20 protein-coding genes are annotated in these 24,488 nt (G+C 68.0%); 15 read left to right on the top strand and 5 right to left on the bottom strand.

Annotation, left to right across the window (positions count from 1 at the left end):
• The first annotated feature begins 22 nt into the window (after positions 1–22).
• The 4 genes from guaA (at position 23) to ACFFN1_RS05670 (ending at position 4,067) form a co-directional block, all read left to right on the top strand.
• Positions 23–1,621 carry a glutamine-hydrolyzing GMP synthase gene (guaA, locus tag ACFFN1_RS05685; protein WP_376839443.1) on the top strand — a complete coding sequence of 533 codons (1,599 nt, stop codon included), beginning with the start codon at positions 23–25 and terminating at the stop codon, positions 1,619–1,621.
• Positions 1,622–1,853: 232 nt separating this feature from the next.
• Positions 1,854–2,504, top strand: a complete 651-nt coding sequence (locus ACFFN1_RS05680; protein ID WP_376839442.1) for a biotin transporter BioY — start codon at positions 1,854–1,856, stop codon at positions 2,502–2,504.
• A gap of 4 nt (positions 2,505–2,508) precedes the next feature.
• Entirely contained in the window at positions 2,509–3,456 is a 948-nt protein-coding gene (locus tag ACFFN1_RS05675; RefSeq protein WP_376839440.1) for an energy-coupling factor ABC transporter ATP-binding protein, read from the top strand.
• Entirely contained in the window at positions 3,453–4,067 is a 615-nt protein-coding gene (locus tag ACFFN1_RS05670) for an energy-coupling factor transporter transmembrane component T family protein (protein WP_376839438.1), read from the top strand. Before ACFFN1_RS05675 ends, ACFFN1_RS05670 begins: the two co-directional genes overlap by 4 nt.
• 122 nt (positions 4,068–4,189) lie before the next feature.
• On the opposite strand, the gene ACFFN1_RS05665 is transcribed toward ACFFN1_RS05670, so the two are convergent.
• On the bottom strand, positions 4,190–5,365 hold the full coding sequence (locus ACFFN1_RS05665; protein WP_376839437.1) for a glycosyltransferase family 4 protein: 1,176 nt from the start codon (positions 5,363–5,365) through the stop codon (positions 4,190–4,192).
• A gap of 190 nt (positions 5,366–5,555) precedes the next feature.
• Here ACFFN1_RS05665 and ACFFN1_RS05660 point away from each other — a divergent pair, with 190 nt between their 5' ends.
• The 3 genes from ACFFN1_RS05660 to ACFFN1_RS05650 all read left to right on the top strand — a co-directional run bounded on the left by ACFFN1_RS05660 (position 5,556) and on the right by ACFFN1_RS05650 (position 9,707).
• Complete coding sequence (locus ACFFN1_RS05660) at positions 5,556–6,203, top strand: hypothetical protein (protein WP_376839436.1); 648 nt, start codon at positions 5,556–5,558, stop codon at positions 6,201–6,203.
• A complete protein-coding gene (gene truA / locus ACFFN1_RS05655; protein WP_376839434.1) occupies positions 6,200–7,180 on the top strand; it encodes a tRNA pseudouridine(38-40) synthase TruA in 981 nt (326 codons plus the stop codon). Before ACFFN1_RS05660 ends, truA begins: the two co-directional genes overlap by 4 nt.
• 190 nt (positions 7,181–7,370) lie before the next feature.
• The gene (locus ACFFN1_RS05650; RefSeq protein ID WP_376839432.1) at positions 7,371–9,707 is read left to right on the top strand and encodes a bifunctional metallophosphatase/5'-nucleotidase; all 2,337 of its coding nucleotides are present in this window, start codon (positions 7,371–7,373) and stop codon (positions 9,705–9,707) included.
• A 255-nt stretch (positions 9,708–9,962) separates the two neighbouring features.
• Here the strand turns inward: ACFFN1_RS05650 and ACFFN1_RS05645 are convergent, their stop codons facing one another.
• Both ACFFN1_RS05645 and ACFFN1_RS05640 read right to left on the bottom strand, forming a co-directional pair.
• The gene (locus ACFFN1_RS05645) at positions 9,963–12,152 is read right to left on the bottom strand and encodes a hypothetical protein (protein ID WP_376839431.1); all 2,190 of its coding nucleotides are present in this window, start codon (positions 12,150–12,152) and stop codon (positions 9,963–9,965) included.
• Positions 12,149–14,575 carry a hypothetical protein gene (locus ACFFN1_RS05640; protein ID WP_376839429.1) on the bottom strand — a complete coding sequence of 809 codons (2,427 nt, stop codon included), beginning with the start codon at positions 14,573–14,575 and terminating at the stop codon, positions 12,149–12,151. Before ACFFN1_RS05640 ends, ACFFN1_RS05645 begins: the two co-directional genes overlap by 4 nt.
• Positions 14,576–14,884: 309 nt before the next feature.
• On the opposite strand from ACFFN1_RS05640, the gene rplM reads away from it, so the two are divergent.
• The 3 genes from rplM (at position 14,885) to ACFFN1_RS05625 (ending at position 17,476) form a co-directional block, all read left to right on the top strand.
• The gene (gene rplM, locus ACFFN1_RS05635) at positions 14,885–15,328 is read left to right on the top strand and encodes a 50S ribosomal protein L13 (protein WP_376839472.1); all 444 of its coding nucleotides are present in this window, start codon (positions 14,885–14,887) and stop codon (positions 15,326–15,328) included.
• 33 nt (positions 15,329–15,361) lie between these two features.
• Positions 15,362–15,868 carry a 30S ribosomal protein S9 gene (gene rpsI, locus ACFFN1_RS05630; RefSeq protein ID WP_376839427.1) on the top strand — a complete coding sequence of 169 codons (507 nt, stop codon included), beginning with the start codon at positions 15,362–15,364 and terminating at the stop codon, positions 15,866–15,868.
• A gap of 141 nt (positions 15,869–16,009) precedes the next feature.
• The gene (locus ACFFN1_RS05625; protein WP_376839425.1) at positions 16,010–17,476 is read left to right on the top strand and encodes a phosphoglucosamine mutase; all 1,467 of its coding nucleotides are present in this window, start codon (positions 16,010–16,012) and stop codon (positions 17,474–17,476) included.
• 198 nt (positions 17,477–17,674) lie between these two features.
• Here ACFFN1_RS05625 and ACFFN1_RS05620 read toward each other — a convergent pair whose 3' ends face one another.
• A complete protein-coding gene (locus tag ACFFN1_RS05620) occupies positions 17,675–18,367 on the bottom strand; it encodes a response regulator (protein ID WP_376839423.1) in 693 nt (230 codons plus the stop codon).
• On the bottom strand, positions 18,367–19,635 hold the full coding sequence (locus tag ACFFN1_RS05615; protein ID WP_376839421.1) for a sensor histidine kinase: 1,269 nt from the start codon (positions 19,633–19,635) through the stop codon (positions 18,367–18,369). Before ACFFN1_RS05615 ends, ACFFN1_RS05620 begins: the two co-directional genes overlap by 1 nt.
• A gap of 194 nt (positions 19,636–19,829) precedes the next feature.
• Between ACFFN1_RS05615 and ACFFN1_RS05610 the strand changes: the two genes are divergently transcribed.
• Genes ACFFN1_RS05610 through ACFFN1_RS05590 form a run of 5 tightly spaced genes read left to right on the top strand, consistent with a single transcriptional unit; the run spans position 19,830 to position 24,434 of the window.
• A complete protein-coding gene (locus ACFFN1_RS05610; RefSeq protein WP_376839419.1) occupies positions 19,830–20,204 on the top strand; it encodes a hypothetical protein in 375 nt (124 codons plus the stop codon).
• Positions 20,201–21,037 (top strand): hypothetical protein, encoded by an 837-nt coding sequence (locus ACFFN1_RS05605; RefSeq protein ID WP_376839417.1) that lies wholly within the window; start codon positions 20,201–20,203, stop codon positions 21,035–21,037. The genes ACFFN1_RS05610 and ACFFN1_RS05605 overlap by 4 nt, the downstream gene beginning before the upstream one ends.
• A 17-nt stretch (positions 21,038–21,054) precedes the next feature.
• Positions 21,055–22,281, top strand: coding sequence for a peptidoglycan-binding protein (locus ACFFN1_RS05600; RefSeq protein WP_376839415.1), 1,227 nt, complete (start codon positions 21,055–21,057; stop codon positions 22,279–22,281).
• The gene (locus tag ACFFN1_RS05595) at positions 22,268–23,215 is read left to right on the top strand and encodes an ABC transporter ATP-binding protein (RefSeq protein WP_376839414.1); all 948 of its coding nucleotides are present in this window, start codon (positions 22,268–22,270) and stop codon (positions 23,213–23,215) included. The genes ACFFN1_RS05600 and ACFFN1_RS05595 overlap by 14 nt, the downstream gene beginning before the upstream one ends.
• Positions 23,199–24,434 carry an ABC transporter permease gene (locus ACFFN1_RS05590; RefSeq protein WP_376839412.1) on the top strand — a complete coding sequence of 412 codons (1,236 nt, stop codon included), beginning with the start codon at positions 23,199–23,201 and terminating at the stop codon, positions 24,432–24,434. Before ACFFN1_RS05595 ends, ACFFN1_RS05590 begins: the two co-directional genes overlap by 17 nt.
• Positions 24,435–24,488: the final 54 nt, after the last annotated feature.

Raw genomic sequence — 24,488 nt, 5'->3', positions numbered from 1 at the left:
CAAGCACACTAGGATTGAGCACATGACCCAGACTCCCGCCGCAACGCAGGTGCCACCCGTTCTCGTCGTCGACTTCGGCGCCCAGTACGCCCAGCTCATCGCCCGCCGCGTCCGCGAAGCCGGCATGTACTCCGAGGTCATCCCGCACACCGCGACAGCCGCCGAGTTCGCCGAGCGCAAGCCGGTGGCGATCGTGCTCTCCGGTGGCCCGTCCTCGGTCTACGGCGAGGGCGTGCCGGCCCTCGACACCGATGTCTTTGACCTCGGGGTGCCGATCTTCGGCATCTGCTACGGCTTCCAGATCATGACGACCTCACTCGGCGGCACCGTCGCCAAGACCGACCGCCGCGAATACGGCTCCACCGAGCTGACCGTCACCGAATCCGGCACGCTGCTCGCCGGCCAGCCGGAGACCCAGACCGTGTGGATGAGCCACGGGGACTCCGTCACCGAAGCTCCAGACGGCTTCACCGTGCTCGCTGAGACCGCCGGTGCTCCGATCGCCGCATTCGAGGACCACGAGCGCCGCTTCGCCGGCGTGCAGTGGCACCCGGAGGTCATGCACTCCGAATACGGTCAGCAGGTGCTGCGCAGCTTCCTCTACGACGTCGCCGGTCTGTCCTCCGACTGGTCGCCGGCCAGCGTCATCGACGAGCAGGTCGCCCTCATTCGCGAGCAGGTGAGGGACAAGAAGGTCATCTGCGGCCTGTCCGGCGGCGTCGACTCCGCCGTCGCCGCAGCGCTTGTGCACAAGGCCGTCGGCGATCAGCTCACCTGTGTGTTCGTCGACCACGGGCTGCTGCGCCAGGATGAGCGCACCCAGGTCGAGAACGACTACGTCGACGCCACCGGCATCCGCCTGGTGACCATCGACGCCGCCGAGCAGTTCCTCGGCCAGCTCGCCGGCATCACCGAACCGGAGGCCAAGCGCAAGGCCATCGGCCACGAGTTCATCCGCACCTTCGAAAGCGCCGCCGCCGACCTCGTCCTCGAAGCCCGCGAGAACGCCGCCGACGGCTCGGGTGAGGAGATCGAGTTCCTCGTCCAGGGCACCCTGTACCCCGACGTCGTCGAATCCGGCGGCGGATCCGGCACCGCCAACATCAAGAGCCACCACAATGTCGGCGGCCTGCCCGAAGATCTGCAGTTCACGCTCGTCGAACCGCTGCGCGCCCTGTTCAAAGACGAGGTGCGCGCCATCGGCCGGGAGCTCGGCCTGCCCGAGGTGATCGTCGCCCGGCAGCCGTTCCCCGGCCCCGGCCTGGGCATCCGCATCATCGGCGAGGTGACGAAGGACCGCCTCGACACCCTGCGCCGGGCCGATGCGATCGTCCGCGCCGAACTCACCGCCGCAGGGCTCGATGCCGAGATCTGGCAGTGCCCGGTCGTGCTGCTGGCTCACGTCCGCTCCGTCGGCGTGCAGGGTGATGGCCGCACCTACGGCCACCCGATCGTGCTGCGCCCGGTCTCCAGCGAGGACGCGATGACCGCTGACTGGACCCGCCTGCCCTACGACCTGCTCGCCAGGATCTCCAACCGCATCACCAATGAGGTCGAAGAGGTTAACCGCGTCGTCCTCGACGTCACCTCGAAGCCGCCGGGCACCATCGAGTGGGAGTGACCCGGGGTGCCGGGGAACCGGCCCGAGGCGCGGGGAACCGGCCCGAGGCGGGGTGTGCCCCGGCCCGAGGCGGGGTGTGCCCCGGCCGCCGGAGGGCCGTGAAGCGCCTCCGGCACATGTGCTGCGCCGCCAGCTGACAGCTGCTTCAGCTGTACCCCATGCACACAATTGAACGGTGTTCAGTTAAGGTGTTCGAAGTGCATCTCCGCACTGCGACCTGACTGGAGTTTTCATGACCTCTTCTGCTTCTGCCAGCACCACCGAGCAGCCGGCCTCCGCCGGCGCACACCCGGCCCCGGCCACCGGGCGCACCGCCAGCCGGTTCACCTCGACGGACATCGCTCTCATCGCCGTGTTCGCCGCTCTCATCGCAGGCTTCGCGATGACTCCGCCGATCCCGGTCGGCAGCCTCGGCGTGCCGATCACCCTGCAGACGCTCGTCATCGGGCTGACCGGCCTGACGCTCGGCCCGCTGCGCGGCTTCCTCGCCGCGCTGCTGTACGTGGTGCTCGGACTCATCGGCCTGCCGATCTTCGCCGGCTTCTCCGGCGGCCTCGGCGTGCTCGCCGGCCCGACTGCCGGATACCTCATCGCCTTCCCGATCTTCGCCCTCCTCGCCGGTGTCGTCGCCGGCTGGGCGGTCAAGCGGCTGACCGGCGGAAAGCTGTGGGCGGTGCTCTTCGGCGGCGGACTGCTCGCCAGCTTCCTCAGCATCCACCCGCTCGGCATCCTCGGCATCTCGGTCAACGCCGGCATCCCGCTCTCGGCTGCCTTCCTCGCCGATCTGCCGTTCTGGCCCGGCGATGTCGTCAAGAACCTCGTCGCCGCTTCGCTGGCGCTGCTCATCCACCGCGCCTTCCCCACGATTCTTGTGAGACGCTGAACGCGTGAGCTTCACCCCGCAGAGCGCATCGGGGCCCGGCCATGTGCCGGGCCCCGCTCCCGACCCCACCGGCCGCACCGACCCCACCGGCCGCGCCGACGGCCAACCGCGGCAGGCGATCGTGTTCGAAGGCGCCTCCGTCTCCGTCGAGGACATGGATCCGGCGACGAGCCGGCTGCGCACCCGCACGCTGCTCTGCGAACTCAATCTCAGCCTCACGCAGCAGCGCATCAGCATCATCGGCGCCAACGGCTCGTGCAAGTCGACGCTGCTGCAGCTCATCAACGGGCTCACTGCGCCGAGCACCGGCCGCGTGCGCCTCGGCGAGCTCGACACCGTCCGCGACGGCGCCGCCGTGCGTCGGCAGGTGGGCTTCGTGTTCTCCGATCCGGCCGCCCAGCTCGTCATGCCCACCCCCGTCGAGGACGTCGAGCTCTCCCTCAAACGCCGCATCCGCGACCGCCGCGCCCGCCGCCAGGCAGCGCTGGAGTCACTGGCGGAGTTCGGCGTCGCCGACCTGGCGGAGCGCTCCATCTACGAGCTGTCCTCCGGCCAGCGCCAGCTCGTCGCCCTAGCCAGCGTGCTCGCCGTCTCCCCGAGTGTCCTCATCCTCGACGAGCCGACCACACTGCTCGATCTGGCGAACTGCGAGCTGCTGCGCGCCACCCTCGACGACCTCGCCGCCCGCCGCGGCGTGCAGATCATCGCCTCGACCCACGATCTCGACTTCGCCGGCGACGCTGAGCGCACGCTCGTCCTGGACGAGGGCCGGATCGTCGCAGACTCCGCCCCGCCCGAGGCGGTGGCCGCCTACCGGCAGCGCATCGCCGAGGCCGTGGCCTACGCCCGCCACCACCCCGGTGGCGGCTCGCAGCCTGGCGGCTCGCAGCGTGGCAGCGCGCAGCCTGGCGACAGCAGCCGGCGCGGCGCGGCAGGGGAGAGGCAGGCGTGAAGCGGCAGACGCGGTTCTTCGGCACCTATGTGCCCGCCGATGGCTGGCTGCACCGCACGCCGGTGCTGCTCAAACTCGGGGTGGTCGCGGCGATGAGCATCGTCGTGTTGGTGCTGCGCAGCCCGCTCTTCGACGCTGGGGTCTTCACGGTGCTCGTCGTCTGCGGGCTGAGCTCGCGGCTGCGGCTGCGCCAGGTGCTCTCGCCGCTGGGAGCGATCTGGCTCATCGTCGCCCTCATCATCGCCGTCCACCTCATCTTCACCGGCACGGCCGCCGCGGTCGTCATGATCACCAAGCTCATCGTCTGCGTGCAGGCGGCCGGGCTGCTGATGCTCACTTCGACCATCGGTCAGCTGCTGGAGGCCTTCGCCGTGCTCGTGCGCCCGGTGCGCTTGATCGGCATCGATGCCGAGCGCGTCGCCCTCACCGCCGCGCTGACCGTGCGGTCGATCCCCTTCATGGCCCAGCTCATCGGCCAGGGTGCCGATGCGGCGCGCGCCCGCGGACTGGAGCGCAGCATCCGGGCGCGCTCAGTGACCGCAGTGCTCGGCGCCGTGAAGTTCGCGCACGACACCGGCCGGGCGCTCGATGCCCGCGGACTCGGCGACTGAACCCACACCTCGGGCACAGCGCTCCCGCCTCGGGAACGGCACCCACACCTCGGGAACGGTACTCCCACGTCGGGCGCAGCACCCACACCTCGGGAGCGGAGCCTGCCTGAGCAGGCGGGCGATCAGCTCACGCGGTCCTGCGCCCAGCGCGGCACGCCCACACCGGAGCGGCCGATGACCTGCGGGGCCGGCTTCTCGATCGCGGCTGCGTAATGGCCGATGAGCTGGGAGCACACCGACTTCCACGACCGGCCGAGCACGGTCTCGCGGGCCGTCTGCCCGAAGGCCCGCCGCTTGGCCTCATCGCCGGCGAGATCCCTGACGTGGCCGCGCAGCGCAGCCAGATCGCCGGGCTCGTAGAGCCAGCCGGTGCGGGAGGAGTCGACGAGGTCGAGCGGGCCACCGCGAGCCGGGGCGACGACCGGCACGGCCGAGGCCATCGCCTCCTGGATCGTCTGGCAGAAGGTCTCCAGCTCACCGGGGGCGACCATGACATCGAAGCTCGCGACCGCCTGGGCGAGAGCATCGCCGCCGAGGAAGCCGGTGAAGTGGGCCTTGGGCAGCACCTGCTGCAGGCGCTTCTTCTGCGGGCCCTCGCCGACGATGACGAGCTTGAGGGAGGGGTCGTCGGCGATCATCGCGAGGTCGTCGACCTGCTTCTCCGGGGCGAGGCGGCCGACGAAGCCGATGATCTTCTCGCCATTGGGCGCGACCGAACGGCGCCAGGCGTCGCTGCGGCGGGTCGGGTCGAAGCGGGTGGCATCGACACCGCGCGCCCAGGTGCGCACCGTGCCGACACCGCAGGAGGTCAGCTGCCGGGCGGCATAGCTGGAGGGCACGAGGGTGAGCGAAGCGTGCTGGTGGATGTTGCGCACATGGTTCCACAGCATCTGCTCCAGCCCGTGCATGCCGTAGCGCGCGGCATAGGCCGGCACCTCCGTCTGATAGACCGCCACCGAGGGCAGCCCCAGATCCTGGCAGGCGAGCACCCCGCGCCAGCCGAGCACGAACGGCGAGGCCAGATGCACGACATCGGGTTCGAACTCCGCCAGCAGCCGCCGGATGCGGGCGACACCGCCGGGGGCCACGCGCACGCGGCGGTACTTCGGGAGGGCGAAGGACGGCACGCGCACGATCGGAGCGCCGGCCACCTCATCGGGCTTGTCTCGTTTGCTGCCGGGGGCGATGACGAGGACATCATCACCGCGGTCGGCGAGGTGATCGAGCACGCGCAGCAGCGAGTGCGTCACCCCATTCATGTGCGGGAGAAATGATTCAGCCAGGATTGCGACGCGCATACTCTTCAGTTCACCGGGGGCGCGTGACAGAAGTGCGGCCACGACGTGACATGTCGGGCAACACCCGGCGAAGCCCGTTCGACAAGGCGAACAGGGGGTAAACTGTTGGCGGCGCCGTATCTGCCGGCGCGCTCAGAGGCCCGGCGGGAAGGATGCGCCGGTACGTTCGTCGCGGCCTGAAGAGAGGAGCATGATGCCGACGCTGCTGTGGTGGGTGATCGCGCCGCTGGGCGTGCTCGTCTGCGCCGCTGCCGTCATCGCCGTCATCCGCTTCAATCAGCTCAGCCTCGCCCGCGATCTGTGCCAGGAGAGCCGCCGCCAGCTCACCGCCGCGATCGCCGAACGCCACACCCTCATCCCGTCCTTCCTCGAATCCTGCGCCCTGCTGGTCGCGGAGCATCCGGAGATGAAGCCGCAGATCGAGGCCGTGGGCGACGCCTTCGCCGCCGCCCGGAAGGCAACCGAGCCCGAGGCGGTGGGCGCGGCCGAAGAGCAGCTCACCGTGGCGCTCATGCAGCTGCATCAGGTGTTCGGCGAGCAGCAGCTCTCGCCGGCCGAATCGGCCTCGGATGCCGAGTACATCGCCCGGGCGCTGTTCATCCAGATGTGCGTGGTCGAATCGCGCATCGCCGCGACCTCCCGCTACTTCAACGCCAACACCGCCCGCTACAAGCGGCGTCGCCGCGGGCCGCTGCCGGTGCTCATGCCGCGCCGCTTCCCCGACTGCAAGCCGCTGCCCTACAGCGAGCTCGACTTCGATCCCGACACCGACTCCTTCGATGTGGTCCCGGGCATCGACACCGGCTACCGTCCCGGCCCGCTGAGCGAGGGCCGGTGACCGAGGCGGCTGAGCGCGGGCCGGTGACGGGGGTGGCGGAGCCGGCTGCCGGGTCAGCGGCCGAGGCGGCTGAGCCGGTTCCCGAGGCGCAGCAGCGCATCCGCCTCGACCTCGGCTACCGGGGCACCGACTTCCACGGCTGGGCCCGGCAGCCGGACGCCCGCACCGTGCAGGGGCTGCTCGAACAGGCCCTGGAGACGATCTGCGGCACCCCCATCCGCACGGTCGTCGCCGGCCGCACCGATGCCGGGGTGCACGCCCGCCGGCAGGTCGTCCACCTCGACATCACCCCGGCGATCGCCGCGAAGCTCATCGGCCGCTCCGCGCGCAGCGCTGGTGAGGCGCTGGCCGCTCGGCTGCGCGGGGCGCTGCGCCATCTGGGTGCCGATGACATCGCCATCCACGCCGCCGCCGAGGTGGATGCTGCCTTCGACGCCCGGTTCGCCGCCGTCTCCCGCCGCTACACCTACCGGATCGCCGACCCGGCTGCCTTCCTCGACCCGCTCACGGCGCCGCACACAACCGTGTCGAAGGAGCGCCTCGATGCCGAGCGCATGCATGCTGCCGCGCAGGAGATCCTCGGGCTGCATGACTTTCTGCCCTTCTGCAAACCGCGCCCGGAGTCGACGACGATCCGCACGCTGCTGGAGTGCAACGTCACCCGCGATGCTGAGGGCATCATCGTCATCGACCTGCGCGCTGACGCCTTCTGCCACCACATGGTCCGAGCGCTCGTCGGCGGGCTTATGAAGGTCGGCGCCGGCGCCTGGCCGGCCACCCGGCCGGCCGAGCTCATCGCCCGCGCCGAGGCGGGAAGCACTGACCTCGGCCCGATGTTCGTCACCCCCGCCCACGGCTTGGTGATGGAGCACGTCGAGTACCCGCCGCCTCGGGAGTGGCGGGCCCGCGCTGAGCGCACCCGCGCCCGCCGCGACTCCGATCCGGGTGCCGACTCATCACCCGGCGCATCTGTGTGAGAGGGGTTACAGCCGGCCCAGGTCTATGAAAGAGTGATTCCTGGACCATGTGTAGAACCTGGGTGTTTCACAGCGCGTTCAGCTTCAGTTCGCCGGCACGCAATCGGCAGACGGCAGGCTGGGACAGTGCGCCTCCGGCCCTGAGCGGGCCCGGCGCGGAGACGAATCAGGTACCTGACGAAGGACGATAATGGCTTCATCCCTGCCCCGCTTGCTCATCGGCGCAACTGCCGCTGCCGGTCTGGTGGTGCCGCTCGGCGCCCTCCCGGCCATGGCTGATGTCGAGGAAGGCAAGAAGATCCAGATCCTGGGCATCGCCGATTTCCACGGTCGCCTCAACGGTGATGGAATCGGCACCGCTTCGGTCATCGAGCGTGAGCGCGCTGCCTTCGACGGCGGTGAGGCAGCTACGACGCTGCTGTCAGCCGGCGACAACATCGGCGCATCGATCTACACCTCCTCTGCCCAGGACGACGCTCCGACGATCGACTACCTCAACGCGCTGGACCTCGACGCCTCAGCCGTCGGCAACCACGAGTTCGACCGCGGGCTCGACGACCTGCGCAACCGGGTTGTGCCGCGCAGCGACTTCCCGACCCTCGGCGCGAACGTCTACAAGGACGGCACCAAGGAGCACTTCGAGGAGCTGCCGGCCAGCCACCAGTACGAGGTCGACGGCGTGAAGATCGCCGTCATCGGTGTCGTCACTCAGGACACCGCCAGCCTCGTCGCACCCGACGGCATCGCAGACCTCGATTTCGGTGACGCCACCGAAGCCGTCAACACCGAAGCCGAGCGTCTCGAAGCGCTTCCTGAGGGGCAGAAGCCGGATCTCACGATCGTGCAGGCCCACCTCGGCCCCGAGGAGACCGATACGATCGACAGCGCGCGTGCGTCGAACAAGGAGTTTGCCACCCTCGTCGACAAGGCCGACGCCTCGATCGACGCGCTGTACTTCGGCCACTCGCACAAGCCGATGACCCTCGAAGCGCCGGTGCCCGGCACCGACCGCACCCGTCCGGTCATCCAGGCGGATCACTACGCCAAGGCCGTCTCGAAGCTCATCCTCACCTCCGAAGGCGACGGCAGCTGGAGCGTGGACACCAACGAGGTGCTGCCGACCAAGGGCGTGGACTACGACTCCGAGCGGGTGACGAAGGCCAAGAAGGTCATCGCCGATGCCGAAGAGGTCGCCAAGGAAAAGGGCTCGGAGGTCGTCGGGAAGATCACCGAGGACATCACCCGGGCTGAGAAGGACGGCAAGGAGGACCGCGGAGCTGAATCGACGCTGGGCAACCTCGTCGCCGATGCCCTCAAGGAGGGCGCGTCCTACACCCAGCTCGGGGAAGCCGACTTCGGCATCACCAACCCCGGCGGTCTGCGCACCGACCTCAAGTGCGATGACATCTACAACACCGAAGAGAAGTGCGAAGTCACCGTCGCCGAGCTCAACGGCGTGCTGCCCTTCGCCAATGACCACGGTGTCGTCACGCTCAAGGGCGCCGATGTCATCGCGCTGTTCGAGGAGCAGTGGCAGCCTGAGGGCGCCTCGCGCCCGTTCCTGCACCTGGGCATCTCCAAGGAGCTCAACGTCGTCTACAACTCCGAGGCTGAAGCCGGCAAGCGCGTCGAGTCGGTGACCGTCAACGGCGAGCAGATTGACGAGAGCAAGGAGTACAAGGTCGCGACGCTGTCGTTCCTGGCAGCCGGTGGTGACAACTTCGAGTCCTTCGCCAAGGGAACCTTCGAGCAGTCGGGCATGACCGATTTCGAGATCTGGCAGAAGTACTTCGAGGAGAACACGCCGGTCAGCCCGGACAAGAAGGAGCGTCAGGCTGACGCCGCGCTCGACGTCATCAGCAACGGCACCGTCGAAGCGACGCTCAAGGGCAGCGAGGACGAGCCGATGAACTTCGCGGTCGCTCTCAAGGCCAAGGAGAAGGTCACCGGTCCGGTCGTCTTCGAGGTCAAGGATCTGCCTGAGGGCTTCACCGTCGACTACGGTGAGCACGCCGCCGAGGGCGCTGCGGGTGCGGAGGAAGGCGCACAGCAGGCAGCCGGTGCACGGATCGACGAGATTCCCGCCGGGGACTCGGAGTACCCCTTCACCATCACGGCACCGGAGGGCACCAAGCCCGGTGAGTACCCGTTCACCGTAAACCTGACAGCTGATCCGAAGCACGCGTTCTGGGATGACAACCCGATGCCGCTCATCCATGAGGTCGAGGCAGCTGTCACGGTGCCCGAAGAGGACCCCTCGGATGACCCGTCCGATGACCCGTCTGACGGCCCCAGCGATGACCCGTCTGACGATCCGAGTGATGAGCCCTCCGACGACCCGTCCGATGACGGCAAGGACAAGGACGACAACGGCAAGGACAAGGACAAGGACGGCAAGGGCAAGGACGACAAGGGCCGGCTGCCGCGCACCGGTGCCGAACTCGCCACCGCCCTCGGTGTCGCACTGGCACTCATCGGTGCAGGTGCAGCCTCGGTCTACGCCGTGCGCCGCCGCTCACAGCTCTGAGCAGAAGGTGAGACCGGTCAGCTGAACCGCTGATCGGCTGCGGCCACCAGCATCGGCCCGCCTGCCGGAACCCGGAATCCCCGGGAACCGGCAGGCGGGCCGATCGCGTCAGCAGTCCAGGGGAGCGGAGAGGCAGCGGCGTGAGCGCCTGGCCGCGTCTGGTGGAACCAGCGTGACGGGCCGCAGCCTGCTGCGCCGGCGTCACCGCCGCAGCCTGCTGGGCCGGCGTCACCGCCGCAGCCTGCTGGGCCGGCGTCACCGCCGCGGCGTCTCCGGTGCTGCGGCCACCGGGTGCGAGGCGCGGTCTGCGAGCTGGCATTCGGCTGCCTGCCGTCCGACGAGATGGGCGAGTGCCGGAATGAGGAACAGCAGCCCAACAGCCGGGACGATGATGCCGGAGTCGTTGACGACGGTACCGACGCCGAGCAGCACCGCCAAGGAGATCATGCCCATGCGCAGATGCGGGAACCGGGCGTAGAGCCGGGGCAGCGCCGGGATGCGGAACCGGCCCGGAGCGATCGCCGCCCAGAACACCGCAGCGATGATGAGCGGCAGCAGCAGCGTCATCCACGATTGGGTGAGGATGTCGATGTTCATGCCGATCTTGCGCATGAGCACCGCGCCGGCCTCACCGCTGATGATCGAGGCGAAGAACCGGCCGAAATGGGTGCGGTCATCGGCCGGGCGCAGCCAGTCGATGACGAGAACGGCGATCATGATGCCGGCCGTCGTGCCGACGATGAGCGCCAGCCGCTTGATCGAGGCCCGGATCTCGGCAGCCGCCAGCGCCAGCACGCCCAGGCCGACGACGAGCGCCGGCACGGAGCCGAACTTCGTGCCGAGTCCGGGGGTGGCCAGCAGCAGGCAGGCGAGCACCATCGTCACGAGGACGACGCTCATGCGCATCCACCGGCCGGTGATGAGCGAACAGGCGGTGACGAGCGCGAAGACGAGCGCTGTGAGGAACAGCGCGAGAGCCGAATTGCCGATGCCGTAGAACCGGGAGGCGATGAGCAGCGGCTCCCCGAGCAGCGTCGACATCTGCAGGTGCGAACCGGTGATGACATCACCGGCGAGGATGAGCACGGTGGCGACGGCGACGAAGGTGAGCGGTCCGAGCGTGAAGCGCTTCCACGGCCCGAGCAGTCCGGCCAGCGTCAGCGCCAGCGCCCACCCGGCCAAGGCTGCGAGCATCGCAACATCCGGGCTCGTCGAACGCTCCCACGGGATGGCGTTGACGAGGTAGGTTGAGACCGGGATCGCGGCGAAGAACAGCCCGCCGACGCGCAGCGGATTGATGACCCGGGACCAGGCGCGCCGGCCGACGAGCGCGGCAACCGCGAGCAGTGCGGCCATGAGCCCGGCGAAGACGGGATAGAACCACACCGACATCGCCGCCTGTGTGGCGACCGCGACCTGCCGGTCGAGCATGAGCTGGTAGCGATCCCCAGCACTGGCCGGCGCCGAGGCGGTGGTGATCGGGGCGCCGGCGAGGTTCGCATCCGTCTGCGCGCCGGTCGCGCGCACGAGGGTCGGCATGATGTCCGTCGTCTGGATGAGACCCGGCTGCTTGGTCGACGGGGAGGTGAGGATGCCCGCCTGCTCACCGGGCCGCTGGATCGCAGCGAACTGCATGCTGGAGGACTCAGTCCAGCCGTCGGCGATCGAGGCGACCATGAGCAGCGGCTGCGCGCTGTCTGCACCGCCTGCGGCGTGTTCGTCGTAGGCTGCGAGGATGTCGCCGAGGTGGTCGTCGAGTTCGGTGATCGAGTAGCCGGGGGTGCGCACATTGCCCAGGTCGATGAGCACGAGCGGATGGTGCTCGGCTGCTGTGCGCACCTGTTCGCCGAGGTCGGCGTCGAGGCTCTCGTAGGAGCGCACCCGGCCATCGGATTCAGCTGCGGCGATCGCTGCTCCCGGGCCGATCGCATGGAGATCGGGGACGGCTGCGGCCAGCGCACCGAGGTCAGCGTCATAGCGGTCGTGGGCGACCTTCTCCTGGTAGACGTCCCAGTCTGCCGTCCAGCCTGACAGCGGCGGCTGCAGCGCCCGGCACTGGGCGGCAGACTCATCGGCAGCACGCCGCCCGGAGCTCACGGCCAGCCAGCCGTCGGCCGGGCAGCTCGTCGAGCGCACCGACCGCGGGGTCATCGTGCCGATCGATCCGTTCTTCACCAGTGACCACAGGTGCGGGGTCCGCCATCGATCGAGGTCCTCGTGCTCGAGGCCGGAGACACCGACGAAGATGACCGGCTGGGACTGCGACTGACCGGCAGCCGGGGCCGGCTGCGCCAGAGCACCCGGTGCCTGGGCGCCCGGCACCTGTGCACCCGGCGCTCCGGTGCCCTGGGTCTGCGCGGAGGCCGCAAGCGGGCCGGCGAGTCCGAGGGCTGCGATGAGCACGGCGGTGAGCACCGCCAGAAGGGCTGGGCGCAGACGGATCATCGACCCTCCCCAGCCACGCTGGCCCCAGCCGACTCCTGCCGTCCAGAATCCGCCTCGGGCATGGTCGCCGCCGTTGAGGGCGTGCGGCCGGCGGGGACATCGGCGCTGAGGGCGAGGAGGAATGGGACGAACATCATCGCCCCGGTGCCGGGTACGGCGACCCCGGAGTCGGTGATGACGAGGCCGACGAGCAGGCCGGTGCACACGGCGAGGAACCCGGCGTGGACGCAGCGATCCTCCAAGGCCTCAGGCAGTACGCCGTCGAAGCGGCGGGTCAGCGGCGCGGTGGCGGCGAACCGGCGCAGGTAGGCGAGGAAGATAAGGATGACGACGGCGGCCAGCGGCACGATGATCGCCATGCCGGGGTTGACGACGATGATGTTGAGGTTCGCGCTCAGCTTGCGGGAGATGACCTCGAAGGCCTCACCGCTGAGCAGCTGGGCGAAGAAGTTGCCGAAGTGCGAGCGGGCTGCCGGTGCGCGCAGGTAGTCGAGGGCGGCGACACCGAGGATCGCGCCGAGCGAGACAGCCCCGATCCCGGCCAGCCGCAGCAGCGACAGGCGGGCGCGGAGGCTGAGCGCGATGAGCACCATGAGCCCGGACAGGGTGGCGACGGTGCCGCCGAACTTCGCACCCCACACCGGGTTGCCGAGCGTGCCGACGGCGATCGCGCCGAGACCTGCGAGGAACAGGATCAGCGGCCCGCGCCGGTCAGTGCGTGCCGCCAGTGCCCGGGCACCGAAGGCCAGAGCGAGGAACAGGGCGACGATGAACAGGGCCGCGCCCTGGTTGCCGAGGCCGTAGAACCGGCCGGCGACGATCGCGTTGTAGCCCATGAGCGAGTTGTACTGCAGCTGCGAGCCGAACAGCGCGACGTCGACGCCGAGCAGCACCGCGGTGACCGTGCAGATCGCGGCGACGCGTCCGGCGAAGGTGCGCCGCCAGGGACCTGCGAAGCCGGTGGCCAGCAGCAGCGCGGAACCGGCCGCGATCGCCAGGCCGAGGCCGAGGACCGGGTCGGGCATCCGCTCCCACGGCAGGAGGGCTGCGATGAACGAGCCCATCGGCACGGTGCCGAGGATGAGACCGGCCCAGCCGAGGCCGGTGCGGATCCGCTCGGCGAGCACCGGCTGGGCGATTCCGGCCCGGCGGGCCCACCAGCGCTGCAGCGGAACCAGGAGCAGCAGGCCCACGGCGACGGTGAGGACGTAGAAGGCGGTGGTCACCACGATCGAGAAGGTCTGGGCGCTGCGATGCACAGTCGCTGCCGCGGTCGCATCCCCGACAAGCGCGTCGATGCGCTCGGCTGCCGGTGCACCGGCGTCGATGCGGGTGAGCTGGGCAGGATTCGGGGCCAGCTCGCTGTCGATGCCCGGAGCGGCGGCGAGCAGCAGCCCGGTGAGGTCGGTCAGCTGCAGCACCGGCTTGCGCGTCGAGGAGCTCTCCAGGATCCCCGGGGACGCATCACCGGTGGCGACCTGTGGGGTGGAGCGCAGCAGGGCGCGCAGCCGGGAGGGGTTGCCGAGGTCGCCGACCCCGGCGATGTGCACGGTCGTCGTCGTCAGGTCGAGGCCTGCGAGGTACTCGCCGATGTGCTCGTCGATCGCGGCGAGCTGCTCATCGTGCTCCCCGGCCGGGGCGTCGGCCGTCCAGCGCTCCGAGCCGATCGTGCCGGCATCGATGAGGGTCAGCGGGCACAGTCCGGTCCCGGCAGTGTCGGCCTGCTGGGCGCGCGCCGAGCTGCCCGGCTTCGTGCCGGCCGGCTCCCACGTGTCGATGCGGCCGGACTCATCGGCTGCCGCCCACGCAGCCCCCGGGCCGATCGCCTCGACGCACACCCCGGACTCCCGGGCGGTGTCAGCCAGTTGGCCGATCCCTGAGCTGTAGGAGTTCTGCGCATTGGCTGCCACGATCCGGTCGAAGTTCTCCACCGTGAGGTCCGCACCGGTGCCCTCTGGGGTGCGCAGGTCCGGGCACGCCGAGCGGCGCTCCTCCGCTGCCCGCTCCTCATCCTCCTCGCTCAGGGTGCCGTCGGCCTCCGCAGCCGCCTGTTCACCGGTGACGTAGGGGGAGATGTTGACCGCGTGCATGCGCGCCCCAGAGCCGACGGCCAGCCAGCCGGCCGCCGGGCAGGTGACCGAGACCATGGAGCGGACGGTGACATTGGCCATGTCGGCGCGCTCGGCGAACGTCCACAGGTGCGGGGTCTTCTCCGGGCTGATGTCGGACATCGACAGGCCCGAGGCACCGATGAAGACGACCGGGTGCTCCGCTCCCGAGGCGTTGGCCGGCTCGCCGGCGGCAGCAGGTGCCGCGGTGGGAAGCACGAGGGCTGCGATGACACCCAGGCATACGAGAAGGCGCGTGAGGATGCTCGCCGGAGCGGCACCTCGCGCGCGGGTGGGAGTTGAGGAAGCTGGCACCCGCTCAGCTTATCGGCTGGAGCATGGCGCCTGCTGAGAGGCCTGCTGCCAGCCGGCGCGGGTCTGGTTTGCGCCCGAGACGGGCCCGGTTTGCGCCCGGGGCGGCGATTCCGGTAGATTAGCCTGTTGTTGTATACGTCTATACACGCTCCTCATGAAGCCTCATTCGCGTTGCAGGCACTGGGATGAGGGTCAGCTGTGTGGGAACGTATGCGCGCCAGACAAGCCGGACGCCGTTTCCTGGATCACGACCTGTGGAAGCGGCGGCCATCGAGCTGTTCACTCAATAGACGAAGAAGAAGGCTACTTTTGCGTACGTACACCCCCAAGCCCGGCGATGTTCAGCGCCAGTGGCACGTCATCGACGCCACTGATGTCGTTCTCGGCCGTCTTGCCTCGCAGGCTGCCCGCCTGCTGCGCGGCAAGCACAAGGTGACCTTTGCACCGAATGTCGACTCGGGTGATTTCGTGATCATCATCAACGCCGACAAGGTCGCGCTCACCGGCGCCAAGCTGGAGCAGAAGCGTGCTTACCGCCACTCGGGCTACCCGGGCGGCCTCAAGAGCACCAGCTACTCCGAGCTGCTGGCCAAGGATCCGCAGCGCGCCGTCGAGAAGGCTGTTGCCGGCATGCTGCCGAAGAACCGCCTCGGTCGCGCTCAGATCAAGAAGCTGAAGGTCTACGCAGGCGGCGAGCATCCGCACGCCTCGCAGAACCCGCAGCAGTTTGAGATCAGCCAGGTTGCGCAGTAAGCACCAGGCAGCAGAGACTTTAAGAGGAGAACCGTGGCTGATACCACCAACATTGACGTCGAAGACGTCGAACTGACCGAATACTCAACTGAGACTCCGGCTTCGGCTGGTCTGGGCGAGGCTGTGGCCGGTGGCCGCGGACAGTCGCTGACCGCCCCGGGGTCTGGCGTCGGCCGCCGCAAGCAGGCCATCGCCCGCGTCCGCCTGATCCCCGGCTCCGGCCAGTGGACGATCAACGGCCGCGACCTGGAGACCTACTTCCCGAACAAGCTGCACCAGCAGCTCGTCAACGAGCCGTTCCGCCTGCTCGACCTCGAAGGCCGCTTCGATGTCGTCGTGCGGATCTCCGGTGGCGGTCCGTCCGGCCAGGCCGGTGCCGTGCGTCTGGGTGTGGCCCGTTCGCTCAACCAGATCGACCGCGAGAACAACCGCGGCGAACTGAAGAAGGCCGGCTACCTCACCCGTGACGCCCGCGTCCCGGAGCGCAAGAAGGCCGGACTCAAGAAGGCCCGCAAGGCACCGCAGTTCTCGAAGCGCTGATGCGCTTCGCCGCTGTGCCGGCATGCTGCTGAGATCTCAGACCCCCGCAACCGCTCCTCATGTGCGGTGCGGGGGTCTGAGCGTATTCGGCCCCGGGCCCGCCAGGCCCTCTGACCTGTCACCCCACCCTCAAGGACGACCATGTCACGACTCTTCGGCACTGACGGCGTGCGCGGACTCGCCAACGCCGACATCACCGCCACCCTCGCCCTGCAGGTTGCAGAAGCCGGTGCCCGCGTGCTCGCCCGCCGCGGCAGCAACGGCCAGCATGCCGCCGTCGCCGGACCCTCGGGTGCCGGCGTGGCCGCCAACGGCCAGCGACCCTTCGCCGTCATCGGCCGCGACACCCGCGCCTCCGGCGAGTTCCTCACCCACGCCGTGGCCTCCGGCATCGCCGCCGCTGGCGTCGACGTGCTGCTCGTCGGCGAACTGCCGACCCCCGGCGTCGCCCACGTCGTGAAGAATACCGGCGCCGACTTCGGCGTCGTGCTCTCGGCCTCCCACAACCCGATGCCCGACAACGGCATCAAGTTCTTCGCCCGCGGCGGCACGAAGCTGCCCGACGCCCTCGAAGACGAGATCGAAACGCTCATCGGCACCGACTGGGACCGCCCGACCGGTGACGCCGTCGGCCGCATCCGCAACTTCCCCTCCGCTGCCGACGAATACGTCGAATCCCTCGTCATGGGCGTGTACAAGGGGCAGCGGCCTGCCGGCTCCGCACCGGACGTCCCGGTCGCACCGGTCACCGGTGCACTGGAGATCATCGGTGCACCGCTGGCCGGCCTCACCGTCGTCGTCGACTGCGCCCACGGCGCCGCCTCGGTCGTCGGCCCAGCTGCTCTTCGCCAGGCCGGCGCTCGCGTCATCGTCACCGCCGCCGACCCGGACGGCTACAACATCAACGACGGTGTCGGCTCGACCCACATCGATTCGCTCATCGCCGCGGTCAAGGAGCACTCCGCTGATGCAGGTGTCGCCTTCGACGGCGACGCCGACCGATGCCTGGCCGTCGACGCCCTCGGCCGCGAGGTCGACGGCGACCAGATCATGGGCATCCTGGCGCTGAGCCTCAAGGACGCCGGACAGCTGGCCAACGACACGCTTGTCACCACCGTGATGTCGAACCTCGGCCTGCACCTGGCGATGGAGCAGGCCGGCATCAAGACCGTGCAGACGAAAGTCGGCGACCGCTACGTCCTCGAGCGCATGCTCGCCGACGGCTACGTCCTCGGCGGTGAGCAGTCCGGCCACGTGCTCATGCTCGACTACGGCACCACCGGCGACGGTGTGCAGACCGCCCTGCACCTGCTGGCCCGCATGGCGAAGACCAAGCGCTCGCTGGCCGACCTGGCTGCTGAGATCCCGCGGCTGCCGCAGGTCCTCATCAACGTCAAGGGCGTCGACAAGACCCGCGCCGGCGACCCGGTCATCGCATCCGAGGTGGACGCCGTCGAGGCTGAGCTCGGCAAGACCGGCCGCGTGCTGCTGCGGGCGTCTGGCACTGAGCCGGTCATTCGCGTCATGGTCGAAGCTGAGACGCATGACTTCGCGCAGCGTCAGGCCGAACGGCTGGCAGAGGTCGTCAAGCGCGAACTCGCCCTCTGACCGTCGGGCGGAACTGACCGTCTCCGCCAGGTGGGGCTGACCTCCCCCGCGTGCGCCCCAGTGACCGGCGGCCCTGAGCAGAATCCGCTCAGGGCCGCCGGTCCGTCTGCACATCCGTGCGCTGCCGCCAGTCTCGCGCTGTCGCGCGGAGCCAGCACCCTGCAGAGCCCAGGACTTAAGCCTGGTGTGGCACCGGCCTCAGTCGATGCTGATGAATTTCAGCTGCACGCCGCGATAGACGATCTGCGAGATGCTCTGGGCATGGAGCTTCTCTCGGAGGTGCTGGGCGTGCGTGCGCACGGTTGCCGGTGAGACCGTCAGCTCCGCGGCGATCGCCTCATAGTTCAGGCCCTGTGACAGAAGCCGGAGCACGCGATGCTCAGTCTTCGTCAGGCTCGGGGACAGGGCGCCATCCGTTGAGATCATGTCACCGCTGATGATGATGGTCTCGGCGAGGCGCTTGAGGATGCGCGGGTCGTCATCAGCGAGCAGCATTCGCAGGGCTCGGGTGAGAACCATTGGCGGTTCGGACTTCGTGAGGATGCCGGCCGCTCCAGCTTCGAGCGCTCGGGCGATTCCGGGGCCCGGTGCTGACGTCGTCAGGATGACGATCGTCGACGCAGGTGAGAGTGTGCGGATCTGCGCAGTTGCGTCGATTCCGTTCATCCCGGGCGGCATGTTGATGTCGAGCAGGACGACGTCTGGCTGCAGCTTCGCTGCGAGTTCCACTGCTTCCTGACCGCTGTACGCGCTGCCGACGACGGAGAAGCCGTCATCGGTCAGTGCCGCAGAGATTCCGCGCACAGCCCATGCATCGTCGTCGACGACTATGACTGTCGTGGCGGAATCGGGTGGAGGCGTTGCGGGGTCTGTAGCTTCTCGGTGTGCCATCACTGATGGACCTCTCCGTCTAGTTCGTGTGGCTCTCCGTCCGATTCGTGCGATCCGTGTGGAGTCTCCACGGCGCGGTCCGCAGCATCACGGGCCGGTGCAGAGGAGGGCTCGCCTGCGTCACCGACCGAAGAGACGGTGAACGGAATGACTGCTGTGAATGTGAAGGTCTCGCCATCACTGCTGGCTTCGCAGGTTCCGCCGAGTCGCCGGATCCGAGAATTCAGCGAGTGGGGGGACGCGGTCTCAGCGTCGTGGCGGCAGGGGTTACGTGCGTCGAGCGTGATCTGACCGTCGCGCAGCGGCACGACGGTGATCTGAGCGTGCGTGCCGGAATCAGTGGAACTGTGGCGGATGATGTTGGCGGCGACTTCGGTGAGGATGCACTCGAGATGATGAAGCGTCCGAGGCGAGACGACACCGTCGGGCAGCTGAATGGATATGCGGGCCTCAACGTCGGATCCTTCGAAGGCAGCGGCCAGGTCGGCTTCGAGCTGCGCCGCATGGAGTGGAGCGCTCGATCGGTGGATGTGTGAACGGATGCGGGTGTTCGCGACGACCTGGCGGAGTGCCCGCTGGGCATCCTGATTCACGAGGCGCAGGATCGCGAGTTCGTCACGGACGCTCTTGTCGCCGACACTGCCGATCAGTCGGGTGATGATCGTCGCCTCTCGGCTGACATGAAAGGTCACGAGGTCATGGACGTCGCTTGCAAGAGCCAGTCGCTCGGCTGCAGCCTGCTTCTCGGATTGTCGCGCCCGGCTGATGGCCGATTTCACCGCCGCTTGAGCTGCGCCGGCCCCGGCTCCTAAGACAAGTGCCAGGACGAGGAAACGAAGCTCCGCAGCCACGAGCGCATCGGCAGGAATGTTGTGTGTGAGGACATGCGCCGCGCTGATGAGAGCGATGGCAGAGAGACCGGTGCAGACCGCCTTCCAATGGAAGTGCGAGAGCGAAATGGCGACCGCGACGGCACACGCGACGAGTGTTCCCGAGTCAGCTCGGATCAGCAGCTCCACAGCCGCGGCCGCAACGGCGACGGTCAGACCGAGAGTCGGTCGGAAGAACGCAATGAGCACACCGCTGACCGACAGCAGCTGCAGGACGGAGCCCGTTGAGAATGCTGTGACAGGGAAGTCGAGGACGAGAATGGCCAGTGCGATGACACTTGCGAGTCGAATCGGAGGGTCGATGAGGCGCGGCCCGGCAACGAAGCGAATCGTTCGGCGGTCCGCCCGCTCCCTCGAGGCATCCCCAGAAACCACCATGACTGCATCGTAGCGTCAGCCCTCTTGGATTGGAGCGCCTGCTATCGCACTTGCTGAACATAGTCAGTTGAAACCTGGCACAGCTGCGGAGGCGGCATATACGTCGTTCGTCGGATGTTCACAAGTTCGTAGCGTGAAAAACTAGGGAGACCAGATGATCCCTGGATGGCCGGGGTACGATAAGGAGGACATGGGTGTTCGGAGTCAAGGTTCGTGCAGCTGCCTGTGCGGTAGCGATAGCGGTTTTCGGGGGCGTCGGAATGATCGCGTCACCGGCAACAGCTGCGCCAGGAAAGTGTCACACATTCTCGACCGATTTGAAGCAACAGCGAGTGAAACCCAATACCAAGTGCAAGGATGTCAACCTCGTGGAGGTGCGTGCCAAGCGGGTCCGGAGCACTGTCTACTGGGGGCAGTACAAGGTGGGCAACAGCTGGCGGAACGCTGATGCTCGTTTGGAGTTGCGAAACGGGAAGGTGGGAACGAAAATTCTCATCAGCAACGTTCGCCCTGGAACGATCTATCAGGTGCGGGCGAACAATGGGGCGATTGTGAAGGTGTTGCATTGAGTGAACGTCTGCGGATACGCGGTACGTCGCTGCGGCGAGTCGTCGGACTCGCCGCAGCGACGGCCGTGATGTGTCTTCTCGCCGGCTGCGCGGGACAGCACGATGAGAACGTCGAGGGACGTGTTGACTCCCGAGTCCTCAGCGCGGTCACACCGATCCCTGGCAGTGACTCCTACTACGACCGAATCTGGGTCGTGAAACAGCTGAATCAATGGCAAGCCGACATCATCCGCAAGTGCCTGGAGCAGAACGGGCGCAAGGATCTCTGGCCCCGGGCTGAAGAACCCATCATGACAGATGCGGTCTGGGCAGATCATCGGACGCTGTCGAAGAAGATGCTGAACGACACTGGCTATGACTGGCGGCGTGCCCCCGATGCGCATGCTTCGATCCATGAGAACGACAAGGTGCTATGGGACTGCAGCGGCAGCTTCGAAGAAGAGACGCCGTCTGAGGATTCCAAGAGGTCTCAGCTCTTCGAAGACCTTCAATCCGCGTGGAAGGACGAGCTCGACAAGGTGCTCGACGATCCGAAGTACAGCGCCCGGAAGCAGGAGATCAACAAGTGTCTGGAAGCCGGCGGAGCGCAGATCAATTCCCACGACGACGGGTCGACAGGTGCCGGCTGGGAAGCTGAGTTCGTCTATGGCGCCGCTTCAAAGGATGATATGACCGATGAGCAGGCGAAGACGGCCGGGAAGCTCCTCGTCAAATGCGCTGAGCCGCTGTGGGACGAGTGGAGTGGGGTGCTCGAACCCAAACGTGCCGATTTCGCTGAGAAGCACGCGAAGGATCTGGCTGACCTCAGTGCTGCCGTCGACCATACCGGATAGCGGCGACGGTGAATCGGATGAAGCTTGTCGCCGTTGCCGGTGACCGACACCGCACGGTGATCATCGGAATCGGGATCGCGATCGCACTCATCGGCGCACTCATTGCCGGGTTCATTCTGCTGCGCTCAACGCAGTCCCCCGCGCAGCGGGTCGCCGACGCCGAACCGCCTCCGAGTCCGACGAGCACCGCGCAGGTGGAGAAGCGCGTGCTCTCTGTGCAGACGACGCTGCCGGGCAAGACCGAATCCGGTGGCGGTGAACCCGTGCAGGCCCCCTCGCTTCCCGATGGCGGCAAGCTTGTCGTGACTGATATCGCTGTCGGTCAGGATGCAACGGTGTCCGCCGGCACGGTGCTTGCTGAGGTGAGCGGTTATCCCATCATTGCGATGCCGGGGAAGTTCCCGATGTACCGAGGGCTGAGCGCGGGCGACTCCGGCCCTGACGTCCGTCAGCTGCAGGCTGCCCTGCGCGAACTCGGATTCTCGAACTCGGATCGGAAGGGGACTTTCGGACCCGGCACCGCGCGAGCGGTGGCGAAGCTGTTCACCAACCGCAAGCTCGACCCCTCTGTGCTCTACTCCGCTGCAGAGACCAGCTCCGGCGATGATGCAGGCGACAGCAGTGATGAAGCGCAGGAATCAGCTTCGCCTGCTGCAGGTGCCGCCGACGGGAAGAACCCACAGACGCGGGATTCCGACGCTCAGACGATGACGATCCCGGCCGGATTGTTCTCATTTCATCAGGGGCTGCCCGCGCAGGTCGGCGAGATCTCCGCGCGGGTGGGGGCGGTGCTCGACGACAACGCCGCAATCCTCACGCTGTCCTCCTCGGGGGTGCGGGTTGCTGCAGAAGTGCCGGAGTCCACTGCCGCCATGGTTGAGAAGGGCATGGCCTGCACGATCACGCTGCCTGAAGCGCAGTCTGCGGTCGATTGCACGGTGGACCGTATCGAGGACTCCGAGCAGGAGGGCTCGCGACGCATCGTCCTCAGCCCAGCGAACACCGATGAACTCAAGGCCGGTGAGGACGTCTCGGTCGCCATCGAGGTCGAGACCTCCGGAAAGGAGGTGCTCGCTGTTCCCGTCACGGCCGTCCGGTCAGAACCCGGCGGTGCCTCGTATCTTCTTGTGCAAGCAGACGAGAAGCACAAACGCACAGACATCACCGTCGGGCGCACAATCGGCGGCTGGGCTGAGATCACATCAGGCGAGGTGAAAGAGGGAGACACGATTGTCCTGCAATGACGATCGCCAGCCGACGTTCGACGCTGACGACGTCGCGAGGCCGAACAGCACCGGCCGCAGCGATTGGGCTGGAATGCTCGCCCGCGCTCGTGCAGCAGTGTTTCGCCAGGACGCGCCCGGTGCCCATCCGAGCGACGAGAGCGATGCCCATCCGATCGACGCGCACGGTAGCCATCTCAGCGACGCGCCCGGTGCCCATCCTAGCGACGAGCGCGATGCTCATCTCAGCGAGAACGGCAGTGCCTGCGCAGTCCGCCCGGCACTGCTGCATGCCGAGAATGTGTCGCTGACCTATCCGGGGCCGATCCCAGTGCATGCTCTCAGCGATGTCAACCTTGCGGTGGCCCACGGTGAGCGTATCGCCCTCATCGGGCCATCTGGAGCCGGCAAGTCGAGTCTGCTCAACATCCTCGGCCTCCTCGACACACCCACAGCTGGTGAGTACCGCATCGCCGGCCGCCGCACCGCGGCAGCCTCGGAGAAGGAACGCGCGCACCTGCGCAGCACGTGGTTCGGCTTCATCTTCCAGGCATTCCATCTCCTCGACCGGCGCAGCGTGCTCGACAACGTCAGACTCGGGATGTTCTTCAGTCCCATCCCCACCGACGAATGGGATGATCGAGCCGCAGATGCCCTGGAGACCGTGGGATTGGCTCACCGCATCCGCACGCAGGCACGGCTGCTCTCAGGCGGAGAGCGGCAGCGGGCTGCAATCGCACGCGCCGTCGTCCACTCACCGCGCGTCCTCATGGCAGATGAACCGACCGGCAACCTCGATTCCCGCAACTCCGAACGCATCCTCGAGCTGTTGGCATCGCTGCACCAGCCGGATGGGGCGCAGATCATCGTCACCCACGATGAGGATGTCGCAGCCCAGATGGACCGGGCGGTCACCGTCTTCGACGGGACGGTAAGCAATGCTGCGACGGACTGACCGGCTGCTCCTGGCCGAGGCCTTCAAGACGGTCGCCTCAACACCGTTCAGGTCGGTGCTCAGCAGCCTCGGGCTGCTCATCTCGGTGACTGCCGTCATCTCCGTGCTCAGTCTTACGACGACGGTGCGCTTCCAGGTCGCAGCGGATTTCGACGTCCGGAAGGCGACCGAGATCATCGCACAGATCAATGCCATCGACCCGGACGCTCCGCATGCCGTCGACTCAGACGCCGGACGTCTGCCGCTCTCCGGAGTCGCTTTCCCTACTGAGGCCGTCGAACGGGTCCGGCAGCTGTCAGGAGTTGAAGAGGTCGGTTCGTTCTCTGACAGCTATGGACAGCAGCTGCTGGTGAGCACCTCGAACCTGCCGGATTCCGCAGCAGCCACCGCGCCGCCGGTGATGATCGCAGGTCCGGGACTGTTCGAAGCCGCCGAAGCGACGATCCGCGGCCGCCCGTACGACGCCGGTCTCGCACACGCCGATATCGCCTACCTCGGCAAGGCCGCCGCTGAGACACTCGGCATGAGCAGCGCCGCCCACAGCGGAGAGCCGCGATACATCTTCGTGAGCGGGCACCCGTTCCTCGTCGCCGGGATCATCGAGGAATCCCCTCGCCTGCCGCAGCTCGGGGGAGCGGTCATCGTGCCGACGCAGACAGCCATCGATCGGTTCGGGCCCCCGGGGGACGGTGAGTCCCTGCTCGTCACCGTTGCTCCCGGTGCTGCCGGGAACGTCGCTCGTGCGCTGCCGACCGCTGTCTTTCCGGCGCAGCCAGACGCACTGCGGGTCACTCCGCCGACCGAGAGCGAGGCCAACCGGCGCAGCGTCGACTCCCTCCTCGTCAACCTCGGGATCGGAGTGGCCGTGCTTGCTTCGGTCATCGGAGCGGCATCGATTGCGATCACCGGCACCATCGGGGTGTCCTCGCGGACAGGGGAGCTCGGTCTGCGACGTGCAATCGGCGGCCGACCGCGCGACCTGCTCGAGCAGATCCTGTTCGAATGCGCCTTCATCGGCGTGCTCGCCGGTGTTCTCGGCACCGTGGTGGGCACAGCATGCGTGCTCATCGTCTGCGCCGTGCAGAACTGGGTTCCGGTGGTCTCGCCGACGCACCTCATCGCCGTCCCGCTCGCCGCGATCGGAGTCTCGGTGCTCGCCGGCCTCATCCCCGCGTGGCGGGCGGGCCGGATCCAGCCGGCTGCGGCCCTGCGACAGTGACGAACCGGCTGCACGTCGCGAGAGTCACCGCTCTGCGGCAGGGGCACGAGCGCG

It is taken from the genome of Brevibacterium otitidis (assembly GCF_042429315.1).
Taxonomy (GTDB): Bacteria; Actinomycetota; Actinomycetes; order Actinomycetales; family Brevibacteriaceae; genus Brevibacterium; species Brevibacterium otitidis.
Note: the sequence above shows the minus strand (reverse complement) of the source record. Positions and strands in the feature narration are given on the sequence as shown.